This window comes from Ruminiclostridium josui JCM 17888 (assembly GCF_000526495.1).
GTDB lineage: Bacteria > Bacillota > Clostridia > Acetivibrionales > DSM-1351 > Ruminiclostridium > Ruminiclostridium josui.
In genome coordinates this window covers 3,170,001-3,195,042 of sequence record NZ_JAGE01000001.1, presented here as the reverse complement: position 1 = coordinate 3,195,042, position 25,042 = coordinate 3,170,001, and the positions used below count along the sequence as shown (strand labels likewise).

Annotated in this window: 18 protein-coding genes, 1 tRNA gene, 2 rRNA genes and 2 pseudogenes (1 of these 23 running past the window's edge); 6 read left to right on the top strand and 17 right to left on the bottom strand. The window is 35.7% G+C overall.

Going from position 1 to position 25,042, the window contains the following annotated elements; translation table 11 throughout:
* Positions 1 to 58: 58 nt before the first annotated feature.
* On the top strand, positions 59 to 1,276 hold the full coding sequence (locus K412_RS0114340) for an IS256 family transposase (protein WP_024832875.1): 1,218 nt from the start codon (positions 59 to 61) through the stop codon (positions 1,274 to 1,276).
* A gap of 410 nt (positions 1,277 to 1,686) precedes the next feature.
* Here the strand turns inward: K412_RS0114340 and K412_RS22940 are convergent, their stop codons facing one another.
* From K412_RS22940 to K412_RS21905, 11 genes and pseudogenes are all read right to left on the bottom strand, one after another.
* The gene (locus tag K412_RS22940; RefSeq protein ID WP_117385201.1) at positions 1,687 to 1,821 is read right to left on the bottom strand and encodes a dockerin type I repeat-containing protein; all 135 of its coding nucleotides are present in this window, start codon (positions 1,819 to 1,821) and stop codon (positions 1,687 to 1,689) included.
* Between the two features lie 21 nt (positions 1,822 to 1,842).
* Positions 1,843 to 4,383, bottom strand: coding sequence for a rhamnogalacturonan lyase family protein (locus tag K412_RS0114335; RefSeq protein ID WP_024833750.1), 2,541 nt, complete (start codon positions 4,381 to 4,383; stop codon positions 1,843 to 1,845).
* Positions 4,384 to 4,602: 219 nt separating this feature from the next.
* The gene (locus tag K412_RS0114330) at positions 4,603 to 4,995 is read right to left on the bottom strand and encodes a VOC family protein (RefSeq protein WP_024833749.1); all 393 of its coding nucleotides are present in this window, start codon (positions 4,993 to 4,995) and stop codon (positions 4,603 to 4,605) included.
* A 44-nt stretch (positions 4,996 to 5,039) separates the two neighbouring features.
* Complete coding sequence (locus K412_RS0114325; protein ID WP_024833748.1) at positions 5,040 to 5,561, bottom strand: GyrI-like domain-containing protein; 522 nt, start codon at positions 5,559 to 5,561, stop codon at positions 5,040 to 5,042.
* Between the two features lie 205 nt (positions 5,562 to 5,766).
* On the bottom strand, positions 5,767 to 7,944 hold the full coding sequence (locus tag K412_RS0114320) for a lanthionine synthetase LanC family protein (RefSeq protein WP_024833747.1): 2,178 nt from the start codon (positions 7,942 to 7,944) through the stop codon (positions 5,767 to 5,769).
* A 194-nt stretch (positions 7,945 to 8,138) separates the two neighbouring features.
* Positions 8,139 to 8,306, bottom strand: coding sequence for a transposase domain-containing protein (locus tag K412_RS22935; RefSeq protein WP_278244555.1), 168 nt, complete (start codon positions 8,304 to 8,306; stop codon positions 8,139 to 8,141).
* Positions 8,307 to 8,327: 21 nt separating this feature from the next.
* Positions 8,328 to 9,731, bottom strand: a complete 1,404-nt coding sequence (gene tnpC, locus K412_RS20850; protein ID WP_242835630.1) for an IS66 family transposase — start codon at positions 9,729 to 9,731, stop codon at positions 8,328 to 8,330.
* The gene (tnpA, locus tag K412_RS0114310) at positions 9,724 to 10,089 is read right to left on the bottom strand and encodes an IS66 family insertion sequence element accessory protein TnpA (RefSeq protein WP_024833746.1); all 366 of its coding nucleotides are present in this window, start codon (positions 10,087 to 10,089) and stop codon (positions 9,724 to 9,726) included. The genes tnpC and tnpA overlap by 8 nt, the downstream gene beginning before the upstream one ends.
* Positions 10,090 to 10,488: 399 nt before the next feature.
* Positions 10,489 to 11,217 (bottom strand): LytR/AlgR family response regulator transcription factor, encoded by a 729-nt coding sequence (locus K412_RS0114305; RefSeq protein WP_024833745.1) that lies wholly within the window; start codon positions 11,215 to 11,217, stop codon positions 10,489 to 10,491.
* Positions 11,218 to 11,220: 3 nt separating this feature from the next.
* Positions 11,221 to 12,195 carry a sensor histidine kinase gene (locus K412_RS20845; RefSeq protein ID WP_024833744.1) on the bottom strand — a complete coding sequence of 325 codons (975 nt, stop codon included), beginning with the start codon at positions 12,193 to 12,195 and terminating at the stop codon, positions 11,221 to 11,223.
* Between the two features lie 395 nt (positions 12,196 to 12,590).
* Positions 12,591 to 13,553: pseudogene (locus K412_RS21905) on the bottom strand (IS256 family transposase); the annotation flags it as partial.
* A gap of 62 nt (positions 13,554 to 13,615) precedes the next feature.
* Here K412_RS21905 and K412_RS0114285 point away from each other — a divergent pair.
* Both K412_RS0114285 and K412_RS0114280 read left to right on the top strand, forming a co-directional pair.
* Positions 13,616 to 14,760 (top strand): IS3 family transposase gene (locus K412_RS0114285; protein WP_278244541.1). Its coding sequence is split into 2 segments (ribosomal slippage): positions 13,616 to 13,880 and positions 13,880 to 14,760, totalling 1,146 coding nucleotides; the frame shifts between segments, so codons are not numbered across the junction.
* A 109-nt stretch (positions 14,761 to 14,869) separates the two neighbouring features.
* A complete protein-coding gene (locus K412_RS0114280) occupies positions 14,870 to 16,072 on the top strand; it encodes an IS256 family transposase (protein WP_198527707.1) in 1,203 nt (400 codons plus the stop codon).
* A 205-nt stretch (positions 16,073 to 16,277) separates the two neighbouring features.
* Here K412_RS0114280 and K412_RS0114275 read toward each other — a convergent pair.
* Positions 16,278 to 16,516, bottom strand: a pseudogene (locus K412_RS0114275) (transposase); the annotation flags it as partial.
* A 274-nt stretch (positions 16,517 to 16,790) separates the two neighbouring features.
* On the opposite strand from K412_RS0114275, the gene istA reads away from it, so the two are divergent.
* From istA to K412_RS23060, 3 genes are all read left to right on the top strand, one after another.
* Positions 16,791 to 18,293 (top strand): IS21 family transposase, encoded by a 1,503-nt coding sequence (gene istA, locus K412_RS0114270; RefSeq protein ID WP_157833822.1) that lies wholly within the window; start codon positions 16,791 to 16,793, stop codon positions 18,291 to 18,293.
* Positions 18,290 to 19,021, top strand: a complete 732-nt coding sequence (istB, locus tag K412_RS0114265) for an IS21-like element helper ATPase IstB (protein WP_024833243.1) — start codon at positions 18,290 to 18,292, stop codon at positions 19,019 to 19,021. The genes istA and istB overlap by 4 nt, the downstream gene beginning before the upstream one ends.
* Before the next feature lie 313 nt (positions 19,022 to 19,334).
* Positions 19,335 to 19,592 carry a hypothetical protein gene (locus K412_RS23060; RefSeq protein ID WP_024833739.1) on the top strand — a complete coding sequence of 86 codons (258 nt, stop codon included), beginning with the start codon at positions 19,335 to 19,337 and terminating at the stop codon, positions 19,590 to 19,592.
* 160 nt (positions 19,593 to 19,752) lie between these two features.
* On the opposite strand, the gene K412_RS0114250 is transcribed toward K412_RS23060, so the two are convergent.
* The 5 genes from K412_RS0114250 to K412_RS0114230 all read right to left on the bottom strand — a co-directional run.
* Complete coding sequence (locus K412_RS0114250) at positions 19,753 to 20,892, bottom strand: VanZ family protein (protein ID WP_024833738.1); 1,140 nt, start codon at positions 20,890 to 20,892, stop codon at positions 19,753 to 19,755.
* A 288-nt stretch (positions 20,893 to 21,180) separates the two neighbouring features.
* A complete protein-coding gene (locus tag K412_RS0114245) occupies positions 21,181 to 22,290 on the bottom strand; it encodes a hypothetical protein (protein ID WP_024833737.1) in 1,110 nt (369 codons plus the stop codon).
* 410 nt (positions 22,291 to 22,700) lie between these two features.
* Positions 22,701 to 22,776: transfer RNA gene (locus K412_RS0114240), tRNA-Asn, on the bottom strand.
* A gap of 6 nt (positions 22,777 to 22,782) precedes the next feature.
* Positions 22,783 to 22,899: ribosomal RNA gene (gene rrf / locus K412_RS0114235) — 5S ribosomal RNA — on the bottom strand.
* A gap of 257 nt (positions 22,900 to 23,156) precedes the next feature.
* Positions 23,157 to 25,042 (bottom strand): 23S ribosomal RNA (locus K412_RS0114230); it runs 1,169 nt beyond the window's last position.

Here is a 25,042-nt window from a genome sequence, read left to right as displayed (position 1 = left end):
TAGGAAATACTCTTTTCTGGTTAAGAATTTAAGTATTAACCAGAAAGGAATATTTTTTATGAGCGTATTATCAAAAGAGTTAGTACAGGAAATAATTGCGGAGAATGATTTTAAAAATCCCGGAGAAATAATCTCCTTTTTAAAGGAGGCATTTAAAGATGTTCTTCAGGAAATGCTTGAAGCCGAAATGGATGTTTCTCTTGGGTATTCCCGAGATGAGTCAAGACATAAAATTACCGACAAAAGTAGAAACGGTTACTCAACAAAAAAACTAAAGAGTGAATTCGGCCCTGTACAGATTGATATTCCAAGGGACAGAAAAGGTGAGTTTGAGCCTAAAATAGTTCCCAAGTACAAAAGGGATGTATCAGGAATTGAGGATAAGGTGATTTCTCTTTATGCCCGAGGCATGTCTACCAGAGATATTCACGATCAGGTTAAAGAGCTTTATGGAATAGATATTTCTGCTGAAATGGTTAGTAAAATAACTGAAAGAATCCTTCCTGAAATAAAAGAATGGCAAGGTAGGCCCCTTGAGGCTATCTATCCTTTTGTATTTATGGATGCTATCCATTACAAGGTAAGAACTGATGGACAAATAGTAAATAGAGCTGCTTATGTTGTTATGGGTGTAGATATTTCAGGTAAGAAAGATATCCTTGGAATATGGATTGGAGAGAACGAATCCTCCAAGTTCTGGTTAGGTGTGTTAAATGACCTTAAAAACAGAGGTATAGAAGATGTACTCATATTCTGTGTGGACGGACTTACAGGGCTCAAAGAAGCTATTGCAGCTGCTTTTCCAAAGTCAGAAATTCAAAGGTGTATAATTCATCAACTAAGAAACTCATTTAAATATGTTTCATATAAGGATTTGAAGGCTTTTTCAAAGGATTTTAAAACTGTCTACACAAGCCCCAGTGAAGAAATAGCATTAAACCGGTTTGAAGACCTGAAAAACAAATGGGGCAAGGATTATCCATATGCATTTAAAAGTTGGGAAAACAATTGGGAAGTTTTATCACCATATTACAAGTTCCCAGAGCAGATAAGAAAAATAATATATACAACCAATATAATTGAAGGATTGCATCGGCAGTTCAGAAAAGTTACTAAGACAAAATCCGTTTTTCCTTCTGATACTTCTCTTGAAAAGATGCTTTATTTGGCATCAATGAATGTAATAAAAAAATGGACTCAACGATACCGGAATTGGGATCAGGTCATGAGTCAATTAATGATTATGTACGATGGGAGACTGGATAACTATATTTAAAACATAGAGCAAAGCCCCCACCGCCCTGAAGGGCTCGTCCTCATTGCCGGACGGGCTAGACCTTCAAAATACAGGTATAAGCATAGAAATACCATTATTAAATAATTATTGCCAGATTTAATCTAAATAATGCATAAAAATAGAATAATCTGGCAATAATTTGAAATATAGTATTAAATTTTTGAGAGTTAATACTTTGGAAATACTTAGCCATCATTGAGTTTGAAAGGCTTCATACACAAAATTATTTACAGTCCCAATTTTCTATAACTGCATTGGTGCTATCGACTTACCAAAATAAACGAAAAAACGGCATAGCCGAATATCAACGACTATGCCGAATTTTTTAGGAATTATAAATCCCTATCTGACCGCTCCAAAAGCCGCTCTTTTATAGTTAAAGTGTTTTACTAAATCGAACCTAATATCAATTTTTTAAACAAAGCGAAGTCAATGGCATCAACATTTCCATCTGCATTCATGTCCATTACATGAAAAGCCTCTGAAGTTACAGTTATCTTGCCCAAAATATATTGCTTAAGCACTCAAGATTTAGAGCATCATGTCTAAACAGGAAGCGAATTAATTGTCCCCAGCAAGTACATTTTCAGATACAAATAATCCATGCTGTCGATAACACCGTCGGAATTCAAATCTCCCGCCTTCTGCCAAAATTCAGATGGCATTGAATTGGTTATTTGAAGAAGATAACTTCTCATTACGCTGTAATCCAGAACATCCACAATGCCGTCTCCATTTACATCCCCGTAAAGAAATGCAGGTGCTGTGTTTTCCTTAACAATAACCGTATAATTCACATAACTTGAGGAGCCCCCATTAGTTCCAAGCCTTACAACAGAGCCGGAAGTAAAATCCTTCTTATACAGGTTGAAGGTAACTGAACTATCATCGGTTAATGTTTCACCTGTTTTGCTCCAATCACTTAGCCATGCCGGAATACTGGTAATTCTTGAATCCAAACCGATATAAACCGATATATCCTTTTTCGCAGTAAAGTAAGCTTCTTCCGCTAGATAACTTTTAGAATCACATGCAGTTCTTATCCATTCGGCACCTACAAGACTCTGAGGAATTTTTGTATATTTATATGTTCTATCTCCAAAAACTGTATCACCAACCTGCAAATTTGACTGTATGTACCAGTCAGCAGCATTATTGGAATCATTTACCCTCAGTTCTTTTATTAACTCACCATCTCCTGTAGAAATGTTGGGAGCCGGTGGCATTGACATGCCTTCACCCAGATAATAATCAGGGTAAACAGAAGAAAGATAACCTTTAACATCAACAGAGTTCCTGTAAGCCGGATTATGCATCAAGGTATATATCCTGTAGTTGGTAGGAATGGTTGTAGTATAAATACGAAGCTCTGAATTGTCTGTAGTTTCAAGAATAACTTCCTCACGCCAGTCACCCATAATATCTCCATAAAAAGGTGGTCTGGCCGCATATGGTGATTTGACTCCCTCCTGATAAATTGAGTATATCCGGTTGCTGGTCTTTGTAGTATAATTCCATTTATTTATTGCTGGGTTGAAGCCATTTGAATCAGTACCTATAAAAAATTCTCTGAGCAAATCTCCATCCCACCAAATACTCAAAAATGGGAAAGACTTTTCAGAACCGATAACCTCTCCCTTACAGTTGTATAAATTCTCAAGTGTAGACCAACATTCCATACCTTTATAATTAGGATCAATATCCGCACAGTCCCCTCTACCTACATCACCAACTGCATTCATATACATTTTTTTAATCATAGTCCCATTACTTGCATCATATAATGCTGCCCCCAAAAGACTCGGATTATTCTGTTGAATTGCGTAACACTCAAGACCATCTCTGTCAGGATCAATATCCCCTATTACAAACCTGTCTCCATGTGTCAGCTCCGTAGCGTACAGTAATTTACCATCGTCATTGAGCATGGAGCCTCCCCATGAAATTTCATCTTTTCCATCCTTATCCACATCTACAGCACGAATTGCATGAAAATCAGGGAAATTCTTGCCGTAAGGCAATGCCTGATTTCTAGCATCCCATTTCCACCGCTGACTAAGTTTTCCGTCCTTAAAGTCCCATGCCTCAACTTTCATAACATTTCCGGGGCCTCTTGACATTACTACACTTGGGTGAACACCATCCAGATAGGCAACAGTCATAAAAATAAAGCTTGCACGGTTCCCATAATCATCTCCCCAGTCCGTAACTTTTCCTCTTGCAATAAAATCTGCTCTGCTTAGCTCTTTACCTGTCATTCCATCAACTACAGAAATAAATTCGGGTCCCGACAAAACTTGATAGGTAGATAATGACTTATTGCAATAGTTAGTTATTCCATCATTATTTGTGTCTCCAATTAAAGTACCATCACCAAATCTGGTGCTTTCACCAGTTTTTAAAAGAACTTCTGCTTTTCCGTCACCATTCAAATCCGATACAACCAAAGGTGAAGTCATAGCGGAGTTATATGTTTCTATATTGGGCCCTAAATCAATACGCCATAGAAATGTCCCATCTGCTTTATAAGCTTCTACCTGTACAGGAGACCTATCATCATTCATACGCTTTACTATATAGTCATATTTCCCATCTCCATCAAGGTCACCCACATTTATATGCATTGTGTAATATCCCGCAGGAAGGGATTTTAGTTTTAAAGGAATATACTGTCTGACAGGAGTATTTGCAGCCAAAGTATACTGTTCACTTTCACTACTTTCAATTCCATCTAAAACTGTTTTTACTATGTAAGTGTTATCCTTTGTTGTATCAACACCGTTATCAACGTAATTTGTACTGGATGTAATTGGTGAGCTATTAAGTTTAACTTCTATGCCACCTGCGGTTTTTCGATATAGATTGAATGCAATATTACCGGGTTCTGTTCCGAGAAGACGCCAGCCTACATAAACCTTCCCGTTTCCCTGATTAATAGCAACAATTCCCCTATCCAACCGTTCAAGCTTTCTGGGTGGAATAGTTGTTGAAGCTGCATTCACTGATTTAGTAACTATGCCAGCAGCAAAACTGGTACTAATAAGCAAAGCAGCCAAAGCAATGCATGCCTTTTTAAAGTACTTCATTATTATCGCCTCCATATATTTGGTTATCCGATAATTTCAATTAAATTTAATTTATATTGTTGAGAATCTAGACATGTCAATTGCAAAAGATGTTAATCTAATTTCGGAATTTAATAAAATATTATTTATGGTTTGAATTTATCAAATTATACCAGAAATGTCAAGAAGCTTCTTCTGATATGAAGAAGCTTCTTCTAAAATATATCATATGTCTGAAATTTAACATCCAATTTCAATATAATTACCTTCAGGGTCGGCTATCCAAAAATTCCTTTGTCCCCACGGTTGAGTAACCGGCTCACCTGTCAATGATTGAACACCAAGTGCTGTTAGTCGTTCATATTCTCTATCCACATCATCTTTAGTAGGAACACCTATAGCAACTTCCATTGTCTGATTAAATCCTTTTGGTGGGCAATAAGGTTGTTTCATAGAAGCGGCAAATTGTTTCCTATCAAACATAAACAACCCACCATCTTTTACTTTGAAACTAGCAAATGGTCCTCCATCCCAATCTGTTTCAAAACCCAGTATATCTCTGTAAAATGCCACCATCTTTACAATATCTTCAACAAATAACCCAGTATGTACACTGCCAGATAAAACACCCATACACATATCCTCCTTTTCAAACTTATGAATATTATGTTTACTAATTAGTTATCATTAATTGGAATGTAATAATCAAGGACAATGTGGCCATTTTCATCAGGTGTAGTATATCGAGGACAATTATACAATTCCATACACCATTTCATATTGTCACACTTGTACCCTTTTTCTTTAATGGCTTGTTCAGTAAGAGGATGAGCAGAAGAGCAAACATCAGCTGTATTTTTACCTTTAATCCATCCAATTGCGACATCTGTTTCTTCTAAGTCTTTATGGTAGTATCCTTCTGGAACAGATACTCCATCTTTCATTAACATACCGACGATGTAAGAAAAATCTCCATCTCCTTTGTCCCAATCAAGCATTACACCAACGTATGAACTGTCAAAAATAAAATCTGTTTGATCTTCCAGTAATGAAAAAATTCCATCAGCAAAACATTTATCCCAAAAATCTGGAATACGATTATCACCTTTCATAAGTGCTTCCATATTATACCGTAGTTCTTTTCCTACTATTTTTACCCCTGGCAATCTTTTAACTTCGAATTTAATAAGTTCGCTCATTTCTCTTTCCTCCCCAATGAAATAATCATCACAAATATGTCCTAACTTTTCCATTTTATATCAATGTGATATAAAATAAAATAGAAATTTGAAATTATTCATTTTAAGTCATCAGAGGTAAATATTCTCTATCTATGCTTTTCCATATCTCCTTTAGTTGAGTAAACATGATCTTACCTAAATAAAACAACATACGTTCTCTCTCTTACTCAAGCAATACTATATTAGGGATATTCTCACTGCACTTTCTAAGAAGCATGTGGCCGTATCCAGAAATTCCTTTCATCAAAGACATTGATAAACTCCAAAGCTTATTTTCGTCATTAGTATTAGGCCCTATAGTGTTTTCTACCAAATTAGCAAAAGTATTATTGCACCTATTTCTCAACACTTCATCCTTTAATACTTTAGCCGTGTATTCCAATACTTCAAGGGCTCCTATGTCACCGTTATAATAGAAAGGACTATTTCCAAACCCTTTTTTAATTGTCCATGCCAAAGCTTTGTCTATTTCTATATCTATTAAATTATCATCATAACCATATTGCTTAAGAAAAACTCTGCTAAGAAGAATACCAATATGTTCAACTTCTAACATAGTTTTATTACTAAATCTTTTGTCAAATTTAAAATTTCTTTCTATTTTTAATAATTCTTCAATAACTGACTTTATTGCTGTATCTCCGATTAAATTTAATAAATTAATAAGAACTATTATTACCCCATTAATACCGTGATAATATCCCGGTGTGGTACTTATTGTGTCCATATTAACTAGTATATTTTTATACGCTAATTCAGCAATGGCTAATAAATTAACCTTAATATCAGAAAAATGTTTATTTTTATAGATAGCCAGAATTACAGCCAAAACTCCGGAAAGACCACTAAAGAGACTAATATCCTTTTGATTTACAATTGCTGATTTAACATATAAAAGTCCCAATTTAACAGCTTTTTTTACATTCTCATCTTTTGTTATCGAGTATATTTTAGAAAGAGTATAAATCTCCCCACAAATCCCATTAAATGCGCCAAGTTCTATTGAACTACATCTAAATAATGTACTTATATTCGATATAGATTCACGCATAGCTTCTATTGCTGTATTTATAAAATAATCTTTTTTTGTAGTTACACCCAAATTTAATAAAAAGAGTGCAATCCCGCTATTACCCTCATATAGGTTTTTACATTCTGGTGAGATTATTATCTTATCTCCACACTCAACTGTGTTAATCCATGTTCTACTTGTATTATTATTAATAACCCCTATGATACTATTCTGTATAATATTGTTGCCTAGCTTAACCGCAAGCTCTAGATAATAATTTAAATTTATTTTATTTGGAGCCCTATTATCAGAAAATTTAGTGGTGGATTTATAGTTTTGTTTTATATTAAATTGATAATCCAAAAAATATAGCTGCCTATTTAAATCATTCATATTTAAATTATATACGTTTGTACTTACTGCGGCTAAGTATGGTGAATCCTTATCAAATAATTCATTTAAAAAGTCTATAAACTCCATTTTACTATTTGTTATTATTTTGTATATATACTGAAACCCTAATTTTATTGATGAGATATTTAGCTTAGCTAAATATCTGTGTCGTTTAGGTATAATGCATAAATTATATACCGAAGAATCTATAATTTTCTGTGCTATATTCTTCGATGAAGGGGCGAAATTCAACTTTCTTTCAGATATAGAAAATAGTCCTTCTAAATTGGTCAACACTGGTAACCTTGATAGTTTCAGAAGTTTTCCTTCTTGGAAATTTTTACAATTGAGTATATATATCAATGATAAAAGCTGGCCTATGCAAAAAAAACTATTAGTAATATCCTGTTTATCACATTCAGAAGATATATACTCTAAAAATCCATAGGAACCATATGATATAATCTTCCTGATATATAATTGATATCTTTCATCTACCTTAAAATTTACCCAACGAATTATACTGTTGAAAATTTGCTCGTCATTTAATGAACTATTTCTGAATATTATTTTTCTATTGTGAGAAAAAGTTATTACAGCACTTCTTTTGACTAGGCTACAATGTATATCAACTATCTTTAGTTTTTCATCTAAAAGCAATATATTACTTAATATGTCATGAATATGTTTTTCAGTCATATTAACTACTTGCATTACGAATGTTAAATACTCATTTATTTGAGTCTCAGGTAAATTAATTTTATAATAGTTTTTTATTAAAGAAAGCGAGAACGCCTTTTTATCTTCTATTATATCAGCTATATCCGCTAATTCATTAACAAACTCACTTATTACATTAAATATTTCTGAATTAAAGTAGTTGTACATCATAATTTCACTTTGTGTCGTATTTCCTTCCGTATCATATGATGTCATAAACTAACTCCTTTACAATAAAAACTTATAAATCTATAGAAAATATAACATATATGTATAAATACTTTTCATCTACGTAATATTCGTTTAATATCAAATAATAAGCAGTTTAAAACACTTCAGTTATTTCCTACGTAAGCGGTAAACCATCAGTACCTATACAAAAATACCGCCTTTCGGCGGATATAATTTTGCTAACTTTGAGTTGCTTTTTTGCATTCTTCCGGTAAATCTTCTGACCACGGAAGTAGCTTGTCTATAAAGGATGTATCCTTATCACTCATATGTTGGGGAATCTGCTGCAGTAAATACTTAAAGTAATGGTATGGTTTTAAGTTATTAGCCTTAGCTGTTTCTGCAATACTGTAAATTATTGCACTTGCCTAGGCTCCATTGTTTTTTCCTATGCAGAAGCCTCGAATAGCTCCCTCTGTAGCATTATTATCCAGAGGTACGTAACCATTTTCAAGAAATGTTCTTAGATATTTTTCTTGATTTAGGCAATAGGTAAAGCCTTTGCCTGTTTCTGATTGTGATGGAACGTCACTTCTATGCTCTTTAACCCATGCAAAGAAAGCTTCTACTTGAGGTTTTACAAGAAGCTTACGTCTGACAACTCTCTCTTGTGGAGATAGCCCCAAAAGATCATTATCTGTTTTATATATCAAAGCTATTTGTTTTAATGCTGCATATGCTAATGTATCTTTAGCGGTTTCTTTGTCCATTGTCTTGACAACATCCGCAAACCTACGACGGGCATGACTCCAACATCCTGCTATCTTTATGTCTGGTTCTTCTTTCTCAAGTTTGTGGTATACCTCGTATCCGTCAGTAACAATAGTTCCTTTATATCCCTTGAGAAATTTTCTTGGATGATCAGCTTTACGCGTTTTCTGGTAATCATACAGAATAATTAGCGGAGCAACATACATTTTGCCCGTACGATATACCCACATGTAGCTTTTTGAACCGGCAGATCGTCCATCTTTTGAAACAATCACCGGTGTCTCATCAGCCTGTGATACGCTGCACTGATAGAGTTCCTGATGCATTCTATCATACAATAGTGACAGGTACCTCTCGGCACATTGTATTGTCCAGTTTGCCATTACCTGTCTGGATATATGTATGTCATTTCTCTTAAACTCCTGTTCCAACCTGTATAGAGGAAGAGCATTTATATATTTTCCATTTAGTATACCAGCTGCCAGAGTTGGCGTTACAATACTGTTACGCAATAGATCAACAGGGCGGTTTGCCTTTACAATGGTTTGATTGTCCTTTCCTGCATATACTGCAACATGATGCTCTTCCACCTCAAATGTAACAGGGTGAAATTGAAGATGTTTGTACACTTCATCAGGCAGTCGTTTCCATGTGTCTCCGAAAATTGTTCTTAGCTCATCGTCATTAAGAGTATGTTCAATGATACTGACAGGCAAGTCTTTTAAGTCCTCATTACGTTTTCCTTTTGCTTTTTTTCGCTTATATGGCTTTAGCCATCTAAATTGCTTAGGTGTGATTTCTTTCATTTCTGCTTCACTGCGAGGCCATTGAAATCTTCCGCCTTCTAAACGCTTGAATAGTAGTACAAAACCATCACCTTCCCATAGAAGACCTTTTATCCTGGTTGCTTTTCTTCCGCAGAAAAGAAACAGGATATTTTGAAATGGATTCAAATGAAATTGATTTTGAACCATCCCGGCAAGGCCATCAATTCCTTGGCGTAAATCGGTATAGCCGCATGCTAAGTAAATCTGGTAAAAGCCAGTAGCATCATTAAACATTTTGGAGTACCTTCAGTACTGTCTCTAGTAAGTTAGGGTTAGTATCATTATTAATTTGTAATTGGTATCCTCCCACATTAACAATCAGCTCTGTGTTAAAAGAAACTTTTTGCAAGGGCTCATTATGGGAATTCGGTAGCTGAACAGGTACAAAAGTGATTGACGGATCATTTGCTAGATTTTCTACCGATGTACAGAGTTGCTTACGTATTTTACACTGCCAGTAAAAAAATTGAGCTGTATTCACATTGTTTTCCAAGCACCAATCCTTCACAGACATTCCGGTAGCGCGGCATTCCTGAATAATAGCAGCCCATTTTGAAAGAAGATATTGCTGTTGTACTTTTTTAGCCTCCATTGATAAAACCTCCTTGAAAAACTTTATTAAAGTTTTTCAAGCTAACTTTAAAAAGTTATACAATTTTTTAAAGTAGCTTGTGAAAACATGGAAGAATTATCTCATATTAAACAGAATCTATCGAGGTACTCATGGTTTACCGCTTACCTTCTTGCCATAAAAAATAGCCTCCTATGATAATTTGATTTTATCATAGAAAGCTGATTTTACAGACTTTTCTTCACAGGCTCTATTGGCAGTGCCCCAAACAAAACTTAATATTTCCCAGAGGAGTGTCAACTCAAGTACCGTTCAGGACAGATATATAAATTACCGATAAAAGACAAACAAGAGCTAATCACTGCTTTAAAGTGATTAGCTCTTGTTTGTCTTTTATTGTCCACTAATAACATAAATTCTCTATTCTTTTACTAAGCCTTTTAGCATTCTTATAGATATCAGACATTCCTGACCATTTACCATATGTATACATCTGTTAGTTAAATCTATCTCTCTTATGTTATCCTTATTAACAATATAAGATTTATGACATCTATAAAATCTATTATCTAGCTTTTTCTCAATATCCTTTAGTTTTGCATAAAACTCAATCTGCCTGTCAAATGCATGTATAATTACTTTATGTATCGTAGGTGATGTCTCAAAAAATAAAATTTTACTGTACTCAATATTTATTATTTTATCACCAGACTTCATACTGAAAACTTTTTGAAGTTCAGTTACTTTTGCAGAGTATTTCTTATTTGCGTCTATTATGCACTGATGTATTCTCTCCTTTATATTTTTATAATTATCTTTAATTATAAAATCCATGGCTTCAACTTTATATATAAACGTCAAATAACTCATTTCTGAATGAGTAGTGATAAACACAATAAAACCTCTGGGATCATACTGTCTTATCATTGAGGCTAGTTCAATTCCGTTAATCGAAGACTTTAAGTCTATGTCCAAAAAATACAGTCCTGAAACATCATTCTCCGCTAGATAGTCCAAAATGTCATCAGGCTTAGAAGTACTTAATTTTAACTCCATATCAAAATTTTCAATTAGAATTAGATTTTGAATTATTTTTGTAAACTTTTCTCTTTGCTCATTATTATCTTCACATACAAATATGCTTAACATCTATTAGTCTCCTTCTACATTTGCAATCTCAAAAAGTTGCTTAAACTCTCCATTTTCTATCAACGTGTCTATAGTTATATTGTTATATCCTTCTATAATTTGCTTTAAATTATATAACCCTATTCCTCTGTTAGATCCCTTAGTCGAGAACCCCTTTTCGTATATTTTATGTATCATAACCTCTTCAAATAAGCTATTTATTACAACAATTAACACGGAATTTTCTTTTTTGATAAGCGCTAACTTTAAAGATGGCTTTTCACAATTTACAGCAGCTTCAATAGCATTATCAAGCAGAATACCTACTATTCTGCTTAAATCTATAATATCAATATTAACCTTGTAAATTGGTTCTGCTACTTCGAGAAGCACATCTATGTTTAGTTCCTGTGCTCTAATTAATTTAGAAGAAATAATTCCCTTAATTTCAGGTATTTTTAGATTCTTTAATGCACCTAGTTTGAAATTATTTGACTCAATCCCTCTACTCAAAGGTAGTATTTTATCATTAAAATACCTTTCAAGACTTTCTATATCCTTATTTTCTATATACCCTATCATTGAAGACAATATATTTATATAATCATGTCTAAAAGTTCTCATATCGGTATATAGCTTTTCTAAACTTCCCGTATACTCTTGAAGGCTATCAAATTGAATTTGTTTGCTTCTTAAATCTAACTCCCTTTTAATACTCGTTATAACTACGTACACAACAATAATAAGCATTACAAAGTAAGCAGTAAACAATAAGCCCTTTACCATAATAGTTTTTCCGCTCTGGTCAGGTCCAAAAATAATATTTGTATAAAAGACAATGGCAGTTAATATAAGGGTAACAACTATAAGTAATCCAATCTTCCCCCTAATTTCAAATATTGACAACTTTATTTTTTTATTAATTATCTCTGCTAAAAGCCTTGATATAAGGAACATAAATATTAAATCAATAGTGGCAACAATAAAATACAATTTCATGTCTTGCCGTATTTGCTCCAGATGTAAACCAAAAACCGAAATGCAAATATTGCTAATAATGTTATCTGATAGATTAAATAAAATGATTGAAACTATAGGAATTGATATTGCCCTAACAGTATTTTTACTATTCTTGTATATAAAAATTGCGGGCACCACTATTATGGATATAACAGCTACGAATTCACTTAATTGTAGTAGAATCGACCCACTAGTCTGAATCAAGGTAATCATAAGTACATTTTCATAGAATAGAATGTAATTATCTGCAAGATTTTTAGAATAAACGTTTATCATAACATAAATTAGAGGCCAAAATATTACCTTATAGGATGAAAATAGGTGCCGTCAAGTATTTTTCGTAAATTCAGATTCAGCCATATGGTAGAAATAAGTTAACCTGCTATAAAATCGGACTCATCAGAGTCTATGTTTTCTAAATGCTTCATGTTCATATACTTTTTACTACCCCATTGTGTACCTGCAACGTGTCGTAGTCGAGCACATACTAGCATTAAGGCTGAATTTCCGTCGGGGAAAGTGCCAACTACTCTAGTCCGGCGGCGAATCTCCCTGTTGAGGCGTTCGATTGTATTGTTTGTGCGGATTTTTGTCCAATGCTCATAAGGAAAATCCATATAAACAAGAGTTTCTTCAATGCCGTCTTCCAACTTTTTAGCTGCTTCTTTAAGTTTCATGGACTTTAGCTCTTCTGCCACCAATTTGGCCTTTTCACGGGCGGCTGCTTTGCTCTCTTGTGCATGAATCGCTTTAAGCATTTTTGCTACAAGCTTCATCTTTGATCGTGGTGTAGCTGAAAAGATATTGCGGTAATAATGAACGGTACAACGCTGATATTTAGCTTCAGGAAACACTTCGTTAACTGATTCTAACATTCCTAAACATTTATCACCTACAATAAGTTTTACACCATTAAGCCCACGACCTTTAAGCCATTGAAAGAATTCCTTCCAACTGGCCTTGTCCTCCTTCATTCCTTATCTGGCACCAATAACCTCTCTGTAGCCTTCCTGTTTTACAGCAATTGCCACAAGAATAGACACATTTTCATTTTCACCGCCCCAATTACGTTTCAGATAGATGCCATCTACATACACATATGGGTATTGAACACCTTGCAAAGAGCGGTTTCGCCAGTTTTCAATATGTACATAGGCTTTCTTATTTAGTTCACTTATTGTTCCGGGAGATACCTTAGTTCCCCAAAGAGCCTCGGTAATATCTTCTACTCGGCGAACCGATACATCAGCCAGATACATTTCAATCAAGGCTTCTTCAACGGAACTTTCCCGACGGCGATATCTTTCAATTATTGCTGTTTCAAACGGTATGCCCTGACCTTAATCCGATTTGATGGACACAAAGAATCCCTATATAATAAAAACATGGAGGGATTCAAATGGCTGAGAGAAAAAAGTTTGATAAAGCATTCAAGGAACAGACCGTTGAAAAAATATTGGCAGGTGAAACAACAGCAAGCTTAATGGCAAAAGAAATTGGAGTGCACTACTCAACAGTAAGAGACTGGTTAATCGCTTATGAAAAGGATGGTTCAAGTGCCTTTCCAGGCAGTGGTAACCTTAAGCCTGACGATGATGAAATAAGAAAATTACGCAGGGAATTAGCTAACCTTAAAGAGGAAAATGAAATATTAAAAAAAGCCGCGGCCTATTTTGCGAAAAATCAGAAATAAACAAGTTTAATTTTATCTATAAACACCGCTTCATATTTCGGATTGCAAAGATGTGTCAGGCCCTTCAAGTATCAAGAAGCGGTTATTATGCATATTTTTCACGTAGCGAAAGTAATCGGAGCAAGTCAAATAGAGAGCTCCTTGAAACTATTAAAGAAATCCATAAAAAGAGTCATGGAATTTATGGTGCTCCTCAGATAACAAAGAATCTTCCGGAAAATCAGAAAGCCAGTAAAGGCCGTGTTGCAAGGTTAATGAAGGCAAACGGTATACGTTCCAAAGTGTCAAAGAAATATAAAGCGACTACGTACTCAAATCATAGTCTTCCTGTGGCAGATAACATTCTTAATAGAGAATTTACTGCCAGTAGACCTAACCAGAAGTGGGTATCAGATATTACGTATATTCCTACAAAAGAAGGTTGGCTTTATCTTGCTGGTGTAATGGACCTCTATGGACGTAGGCTTGTAGGATGGGCTATGGCGAACCATATGAGAACGGAGTTGGTATCTGCTGCTCTGAATCAAGCAATTGGAAGAACCGGTGCTAAAGAAGGATTAATAATTCATTCTGACCGGGGAATTCAATACGCCAGTAATGACTATCAAAATCTGCTAAAAAGATATGGATTTGTATGCAGTATGAGCAGAAAGGGCAATTGTTATGATAATGCCCCTATGGAATCTTTTTGGGGCAAACTTAAAATGGAATGGCTAAATGATTATAATTTTGAGACCAGAGCTGAGGCTAAAAAGGCTGTTTTTGAATACATAGAACTGTTTTATAACCGTAAAAGGACTCATTCAGCAAATGGGTACATTCCACCATTCATGCTGAAGGAAATATCATAGGTATTTAAGAATTAATGGAGTCTGTGAAATAAATTCTGTAAATTAAGCTTTCTATGATAAAATCAATATATCATAGGAGGCTTTTTTTATGACAAGAAGAAAAAATTCAATGAGTGAAGGCAAAAAAAATATTATTGCTTCACTTCTTCAGGAGTATGACATTAAAACTGCTGAAGATATTCAGGATGCACTTAAAGATTTGCTCGGAGGAACGATTCAAAGTATGCTCGAAGCAGAAATGGATCAGCACCTTGGTTATGAGCCATATGAAAGAACTGACAACGGTAACTACAGAAATGGTACAAAACCTAAAAAGATTCGTAGTACCTACGGTGAAACTCAAATCAATGTTCCACAAGACAGAGAAAGTAGTTTCGAGCCTCAAATCGTAATGAAGCGTCAAAAAGACATCTCCAGCATTGAACAGAAAATAATAGCTATGTATGCTAAAGGAATGTCTACTCGTCAAATATCAGAACAAATTGAAGATATTTATGGGTTTGAAGTTAGTGAGGGTATGGTCTCAGACATAACAAATAAACTTTTGCCTGAAATTGAAGAGTGGCAGCACAGACCTCTTTCTAGTATATATCCAATTGTATTTATTGATGCGGTACATTTTTCTGTTAGAGAAAATAATGTAATCAAAAAGTTAGCTGCATATATAATTCTTGGCATAAACGAGGATGGCCAAAAAGATGTGCTAAGCATTAACATTGGACAAAATGAAAGCAGCAAGTATTGGCTTAGTGTGTTAAATGAACTTAAAAACAGAGGTGTTAAGGATATACTTGTTCTTTGTGCCGATGGACTATCTGGAATAAAAGAATCCATTTCTGTTGCATTTCCAGACACAGAATATCAGCGTTGCATTGTCCATCAAGTTAGAAATACTCTAAAATATGTTGCAGATAAAGACAAGAAAGAATTTGCCACTGATTTAAAAACCATATATCATGCTCCGAATGAGGAATTAGGGCATGAACGTATGGAAAGGATATCTGAAAAGTGGCACGAAAGATATCCAAATGCCATGAAGAGTTGGTCAACAAATTGGGATGTAATCAGTCCAATTTTTAAATTTTCTGCAGATGTGCGTAAAGTCATATATACAACTAATGCTATCGAAAGTCTAAACAGTACGTACCGCCGTTTAAACCGCCAAAGAAGTGTGTTTCCGAACGATACAGCCCTATTAAAAGCACTATATCTAGCAACCTTTGAAGCGACTAAAAAATGGACTCAGATACTGAGAAACTGGGGCAAGGTTTATGGAGAATTATCAATAATGTACGAGGGTAGGCTGCCCTAATAAATCTAAATGAAGGCTCTGAAAAAGGGTCTTCTTGACATGCCAAGAATTTTTGTTTATATTATAAACAAGGTATGGAAGCAAATTTTAGGCATCCATACCTCAAACTTTATTATCATAGAAAGCTATTTACAGAAAAAACTTCACACACTCAATTAATGAGATAAATAGTGATTCTTGCTGTCTATTTTATTGAGGCAAGGTCACCCTTTAGTTTAGGAACTCTCAAAGTTACTTCACCTGATGTTGTTTGTAAACTACGTGTATAAGGCCTGAGCGATAGCCTTGTCGTTCCTGTGTACTCTCGTACTTTGCAGCGTTGGTTAAGTCTTCAGCCTCTTTATCAAGCAAGTTGTTCAATGTTTCCTCAACACTATTCCTGACTAGATTCTTTAGTTCTTCCTTGATGATTACTTCATTTAGCTGTATAATCATTTCGGACATATTTACAGTCTCCTTTTTGGTATATTTTGTATGGTAACTTAATTCTACCAAATGACTGTAAATCTGTCCTTTTTATTTGAATTTGCGAAAACTATTATACGTTATCTCGTATGTCTCCGTTTCTCTGCTTGTTTAGTGTAATCTGAAAGTGTAACAAAGTGCAGCCAAAAAGTGTAACGGTCTGCGATGTAAAAGTCCATTGTAACACCCTTCAATTTGAGTTATCCTTTAGTTTGTCTGACGAACTGAAGGAGGTACAGAAAGGATGTTATCAATGGACGATATAAAGTATATCAGAAGAATGCATGATGTGGAAGGGTGTTCAATCCGTGAAATCATGCGACGCTCCGGTTACCATTACGAAACCGTTAAGAAATATTTGGATATGAAGGATTTCAACAATCCAACACTACTACCTAAAGAAGTTCCATCCCTGCTTGATCCACTTAAGCCAATAATAGATGAATGGCTTGAGAACGATCTTAAAGCACCCCGTAAACAGCGACATACTGCAAAACGCGTTTATGAACGTCTGCTAAATGAATATCCGGGTCAGCTTGAAGTTAAGCTCAGGACCGTCCAATATTATGTATCAAAGAAGAAGAAAGAGCTGTACGCAGAAAAGTCTAAGGGGTACATCCCTTTGGAACACCCTGCCGGTGAGGCACAGGTAGATTTCTGTCAGTTCTTCTACTATGATAACTCCAATACTTTGAAAGAAGGTCGGAAGCTGACAGTTTCCTTTCCACAAAGCAACGGAGCATATTGCCAAGCATTCCGGGGTGAGAACCAGGAATGTCTGTTGCAAGGGCTAAAAAATATCATGAAGCATATGAACAAGGTTCCATTCCGTATGGTATTCGATAATCTATCAGCAGCTGTTGCCCATATCGGCAGCGGTAAGGACAGAATTTTAACTGAAGGCTTCAAGCGGTTTGTTGAACACTACGGTATTGAACCAGTTTTCTGCAATGCTTCTGCTGGCTGGGAAAAGGGCAATGTTGAAAACAAAGTAGGTTATGAACGCAGGAATATGTTTGTTCCAGTCCCCACAATACTGGACTTTGACCAGTTCAACAGAAAGCTCCTTAAATGCTGTGAAAGGGATATGCAGCGGGAGCATTACCGTAAGGGACATCTGATTGCAGACCTGTTTGAAGCAGACAGACAAGCTATGCTGCCTATGAATCCGATTGATTTTAAAGTATCCAGATTCCAAGCTGCAAAGGCCGATAAATATGGAAAGGTAATGTTTGAAACCAATCTATATTCATCATCACCAAAGCTGGCACAAGAACATGTATACCTTGAAATTACAAGTGATAGCGTCACAATAATGGATATTAAGTACAATCCCGTTGTCACCCATTGCAGACTATATGAGAAGGATGGGGAGTCAATGGATTGGCTACCATATATATCATTAATGGCTAAACGCCCCAATGCAATTAAATATACAGGCTTTTATCAGGAACTACCCGAGATATGGCAGAACTACCTGGCAGAGCTGTCACCAGAGAAGAAGAGGGAAGCCCTCCTTACTCTAAATACAATGCTTCAGAAGCATGATATTGCAGCTGCAGCAAATGCACTTGAAGTTGCACTGGATAGTGGAGTAAAAGACTCTGACAGCATACTGGCAAGCTATTACAGACTGACAAACAAAGTGCAGCAGTTGCAACCGATGCAGTTCACAAATCCATACATAAAAGTACCATCCTTCAAAACAGATAACTCAAGATATGATAGTCTGTTTGGAAAGGAAGTGAGCCAATGAAGGAACAACTGCTTGAATGCTGCAAACAGCTTAGGCTTAGTGCACGGTTTGCAGAAAATGCAATAAATGCAAACGGTGCAACGAATCAGGAATATATGCTTGAGGTCTTAAAAGCCGAAATCATATATCGGAATACCAAACGCCGGAACCTATATTTAAAGAAAGCCGGTTTTGATAACATTAAAACTTTTAACGGCTATGATTTTGAAGATATTACGCTACCTTCAGGCGTAACGATTGATTTATTGAAACAGGCTGAATTCCTGTCACGTCAGGAAAATTTAATTCTTTATGGCAGGAACGGAGCCGGCAAAAGTCACATGGCAACAGCAATCGGTGTAGAAGCCTGTATGCAAGGCAAACATGTCCGATTCTACAAAACTGCTGCATTGGTCAATGAGTTATTAGCAGCAAAGGCCAATGGCTCACTGGTACAGATGCTAAAGAAGCTCAGTAAACTTGACCTTTTAATCTGTGACGAATGGGGTTACATCCCCTTCGATGCAGAGGGCTCTCAGCTGCTGTTCCAAGTTATTGCAGACTGCTACGAAAAGCGTAGCCTGATAATCACAACAAACATTGAATTTAGCAAGTGGAACGGAATATTTTATGATGATCAGCTTACAGCGGCCCTCATCGACAGGTTAGTCCATCACAGCCATTTGATAGTCTTTGGCCGGGACAGCTGGCGGTTAAAGCACTCACTGATGAAACAATCTAACAACTAAATACAATTTGGGGTGTTACACTTTTGCATTGCATTTCGTTACAGAAAGCTATTGCAATAAACACCTCTGCTGAGAAACTCCAACATACTCAACAGGCTAAAGCCCATAAAATAAAAACACCCTTTTGGAAGGGTGCTATTGACATGCCATTAATTTACTATTATATTGTAGACAAGTTATTAAAGCCAGCATCTGGTCTTCACAACTCTAATAAAATTATCATAGAAAGCTATTTACAGAGATTATTTCACACACTCTTATAATTTACAAAAACGAGAGAATAGACAAACTCTATAATGAAAATCTTCGCCCTATGTTTCAGGATATTTATTACAAGTTATTAGAATTTGCAAAAAATAAAAGCCAAGATTCTGTCCTCTATAAGCATCACATTGATTATATAAATAAGAAATATTACCCTTCAAGTGAAAACTACTTTGAGCAGGAACCTAACCAAATAGTAGTAGATTATATTGCGAGTATGACAGATGACTATTTTATAGACTTATACAATTTCTTATTCCCTCATAGTAAACATAAAATTAAATATGTATCATATTTTGACTCTTAATAACCTAAAAGTCATGACCACACGTAGAACACACAATGTCGTCAACTTATGAATAATTCAATAAATATCAAAAAACACTTGACAAGGCAACCCCAAAATGCAGCCTCGCAATTGAATATAACTATTTGATTGCGAGGCATATATAATGAAAGCTAGGGTTTTACTTATATTTTTCATTTATATCTTTTCCACAAGTCATCAGTTCTGGCTCGTGGTTTATCAAATTTCTTTTAATATATGTATTAAACCAAGATTCCCAGTAATAACAAACTTTTCTATGAAAAATACTATTTAGCAACATTACAAACATAAATATTATAAACAGAAATTGAATTATTATCATTACTATTGAGTTAACTTCTACCCTTCCCTGTATTGTAAAAATAATGTGAAGCCATAACCCTATAAAGATATTGTGTAATAATGCTTTTGGAATATTTACACATTTTCCCATATTATCAGTAAGATTAAGTCTTAAAATAAACATTCCTATGGTTTGTCCCTTTGTAAATAGCGGTATTATTATAAATACAATTACTTCTGAAACCAAAAAGATAACCAAATCCCATTTTCTATGAGCAACATTCCAATATATTACTACTCGACTAAGCTCATATAAAACGATAATTGATATATAATCCACAAGCAATGACACCAACCTTATAGAAAGGCTCGCCTCTTTCTTAATAACTCTTTTATCTTTTTCTATATTGGGCAAAATGTGATCGATAAAGCGGGTCAACAAGTAGCCAACCACTGCACCAAACGTGTTTACTATTAAATCATCAACATCTGCCAAGCGGTAAGCTTTAGGATAAATACCATAAAGGCCTGTATATTGTGTCACCTCATAAAATAAGCTTAGTAAAAAACCTAAAATTGCCACTGCCGCTAAAGGTAGCTTAAAATACTTTTTTAAGTAAACACCAAAAGGGATTGTCAGAAAAACATTAAAAACAACGGTAAAACAGCTTGGACTTAATATAGCTGAGTACCAGGTTTTTGGTTTTGTCAAAATAAAGCCTGATTCATTTAAAAAAGTAGTTATAAACAAAAATGGTCTATAGTTAGGTATTATCTGCTTCATTTCGCGTACTGCTTGCATTGACGGCAGAGGTAAAATTGTTAAAAACCATGCTGTTATCATATAGATAATAAAAGAAGCAATAACAATATTTCTACGTATTTTTAGAGTTCCATGCCTTCGAAATTGATGAACAAATAATGGTATAAATAATAGATAGATAATTAATAGTGACACTAAAATGCCAAGTGCAATTGGATTTATATAGACTCTCATACTTTCCTTCCTTCAAAATAATAGATTTTTAATAATATTTAAATATTACTAAGCAATTGTAATATATCTGTTTCAATTTTTCCATAGTTTTAGCATATTTTACATAATTCTAATAATATTAATATTATTTTCCCCTCATAGGTATCTCCATAAATCTTTAACATCTTTATTTGAGGAGGTATTTCAATCGCCTATATACGCGTTTAGAACTAGAGTATAAGATTAAAAGCTTGCTTTATTAATAAATTTATAATAAAGCAAGCTTTTAATAATTTATTTTATATTGACTTATTCATTATAAGTTATTATAGGTGCATCTTCCCTATCTATGTACTTGTCATTATAGAAATAATTCAGAGAACTAAAGAAATCAATAGGTTTTCCTGTATTTAAATCAAACACCAAAATGTGATTGGCATTTACAAAGTCATATGAATCAAGTTCTCTAGGAGTAATTCTTCCATTTGGATCCACAAAAGATTTGGAATAGTTTAATGGATTGGCATTTTCAGTTATAGTTTCATAATATGTATATTTTGTACCTTCATTTAAATATAACAATATTGCATTATCAGAAGATGCATATTGTGATTTATATGTAACAGGAGCCGAAATCGTTCTAACTTTAACATTTTCTAAAATCATCTTTTTAGTTTCAGTAATTTGCTCCTTCACATTCATAACATCCCTTTTCCAATTTAAGTGACTGTTAGCTGCAGCAGAATCCCAACTAAACACATATATTCCATTTGCATAAACTTCTTGATTTACATATGTTATAACTAACTGTTGTAATGAAGGAGTAATTGTATTGATACTGCTAAATTCGCCTGCCGGATTAGTAGCATTGATTTTCAGGTCATAACTATCTCCTACTGAACCATTAGATGATATCAGAAAGAAATAATCGCCCTGTTCCAGTCCGCTATTTGCTATTATGCTATTTGAACTCTCAACAATATCTGTAGGTAAAGCTTGACCAGTTATATCATCAATTTTATAAAGACTAATTGTATAATCAGCATTACTTGAAGCTAATCTAGCCCAAATAAATGTATCTTTCGTTACAGTAAAGTAAATGTAATTTGTATTATTATCAGTTGTTAATATTCCGTTTTGAATTAATCTTGGATTATTTTGTAAAAATACAGTATTTGAAACAACAGATGCTGTCATATTAGCGCTAGCTTTAGAAACAGCTTTTGCAGATTTAATTGACTTTAGTTTTATTGTCGGCTTACTATAGTCTATATTTACATGACTTTTTATGTTTACATCTTCAATATTAATATTTGCAGTATTTGTATTATCATCACTTTCAGCAAATACAGTCAATGAACTACTTAATAATACCGCTACCATAAAAATTGATACTACCGTTTTTAAAATTGCTTTCATAAAATTTCTCCTTTAGTTTTAATTTTTTAAATAAATTAGGGGAATTTATGAATTTCAAAAATATACTTAGCCTCCTTCTTTAAAGATCTCCCTAAGCAAATATCCCCATGCGGTCACAAGTAAATAAGCCTTATTTGCTTAGGGGGCAGGATTTACCAAATATATGGCAAATTTGGAACTATATTGCAATATTATGGTAAATTATTACATTTATTTATTGTATATTATGTTTTAGATAATGTCAAAGAGAAAATTTTATACAACTAGCTTACAATTATTAAATTATCCAATTATAGCTTTTACCAACAAGTGTGCTCCAGCTTCGCTGGACGCATTAACAAATAAGACCCTAAAAGAATCTGTTGGTGAAATTTTTTCATAAAAAAATAGACCCTAAAGGATCTATTTTTTGGCTCCTCAAGTAGGACTTGAACCTACGACCCTGCGGTTAACAGCCGCATGCTCTACCGACTGAGCTATTGAGGAATATAAATCTGGCAGAGACCTACTTTCCCGGGCCGTCTCCAGCCAAGTATTATCGGCACTGAGATGCTTAACTGCCGTGTTCGGTATGGGAACGGGTGTGACCATCTCGTCATTTCCACCAGAAAATTCACAGATTTTAATATGCGTCGCACTACTTCGTTACCTTCCTAGCTCCGGTACTCATTTATCCACATAAACTCCGTTCCTCGCTTCGTCGGTGCCTTGTATTGCTTGCATCTGAAAATCTGATTCTGACTTATTAATTTTTGCTCAGGTACTTTGTACCTTCAGAACTGATTAATGTTACTCTTCTAAGAAGATGTGAAGCTCTCTCATTGTCTAGTTTTAAGACCTTCTACTTTTTTGATACCTGTTTCTTTTGGGTCAAACCCTCGACCTATTAGTATCAGTCAGCTTAACACATTACTATGCTTACACTCCTGACCTATCAACCATGTAGTCTACATGGGGTCTTACCTATTGCTAGTGGGATATCTCATCTTGAGGTGGGTTTCACGCTTAGATGCCTTCAGCGTTTATCCCTGCCGAACTTGGCTACCCAGCTGTGCCATTGGTATGACAACTGGTGCACTAGAGGTTCGTCCATCCCGGTCCTCTCGTACTAAGGACAGATCCTCTCAAATATCCTGCGCCCGCGACAGATAGGGACCGAACTGTCTCACGACGTTCTGAACCCAGCTCGCGTACCGCTTTAATTGGCGAACAGCCAAACCCTTGGAACCTGCTACAGCTCCAGGATGCGATGAGCCGACATCGAGGTGCCAAACCTCCCCGTCGATGTGGACTCTTGGGGGAGATAAGCCTGTTATCCCCAGGGTAGCTTTTATCCGTTGAGCGATGGCAATTCCACTTTCATACCACCGGATCACTAAGCCCTACTTTCGTACCTGCTCGAGGTGTCTCTCTCGCAGTCAGGCTACCTTATGCCTTTGCACTCGCTGTGCGATTTCCAACCGCACTGAGGTAACCTTTGGACGCCTCCGTTACTCTTTGGGAGGCGACCGCCCCAGTCAAACTGCCCACCTGACAGTGTCCCTAGACCAGCTTATGGTCTCAGGTTAGAGTTCCAGTACTTTTAGAGTGGTATCCCAACGTCGACTCCATGATGGCTGGCGCCACCACTTCTCAGTCTCCCACCTATCCTGTACAAAAAATACCGAAACCCAATATCAAGCTACAGTGAAGCTCCATGGGGTCTTTCCGTCTAGTCGCGGGTAACTTGCATCTTCACAAGTACTACAATTTCGCCGGGTACGTTGTTGAGACAGTGCCCAAGTCATTACGCCATTCGTGCGGGTCAGAACTTACCTGACAAGGAATTTCGCTACCTTAGGACCGTTATAGTTACGGCCGCCGTTTACTGGGGCTTAAGTTCATGCCTTCGGGTTTCCCCTAAGCAATTCCCGTAACCTTCCAGCACCGGGCAGGCGTCAGCCCCTATACTTCATCTTTCGATTTAGCAGAGACCTGTGTTTTTGATAAACAGTTGCTTGGGCCTATTCTCTGCGGCCTCAATCTCTTGAGGCACCCCTTTTCGCTAACTTACGGGGTCAATTTGCCGAGTTCCTTAACAACGCTTCTCCCGCTCGTCTTAGGATTCTCTCCTCACCTACCTGTGTCGGTTTGCGGTACTGGTACCTTTAATCTGGATAGTGGTTTTTCTCGTCAGTGTGGAATCTGTCACTTCGGTACTTGTTTTCCCTCCGCATCACGTCTTCGAAACATCCGGCGGATTTGCCTACCGGACTATCTACCCCGCTTGCACGATCTTTTCCAGCTGATCGCTTGACTTATCCTCCTGCGTCACCACCTCTCTCATAACGATTAACGGTAGTACAGGAATTTCAACCTGTTGTCCATCACCTACGCCTTTCGGCCTCAGCTTAGGTCCAGACTTACCCTGGGCGGACGAACCTTCCCCAGGAAACCTTAGGCTTTCGACGGTAAAGATTCTCACTTTACTCTCGCTACTTATTCCGGCATTCTCACTACTGTCTCGTCCACAAGTCCTTTCGATCTTGCTTCAACCTACTACAGTAAGCTCCCCTACCACCCTCGTACATCCAATACTACTGCTAACGGTACAAGTTTAGCTGTATGTAATTTGACGAAATGTTTTGATTTATTTTTCATTTGTTACATTTCGTGAAATTACCTCTTCGCTTCTTATTTCATTTAGCAATACTATTGGATGTACGCTGATCCATAGCTTCGGTACACAGTTTAGCCCCGGTAATTTTCGGCG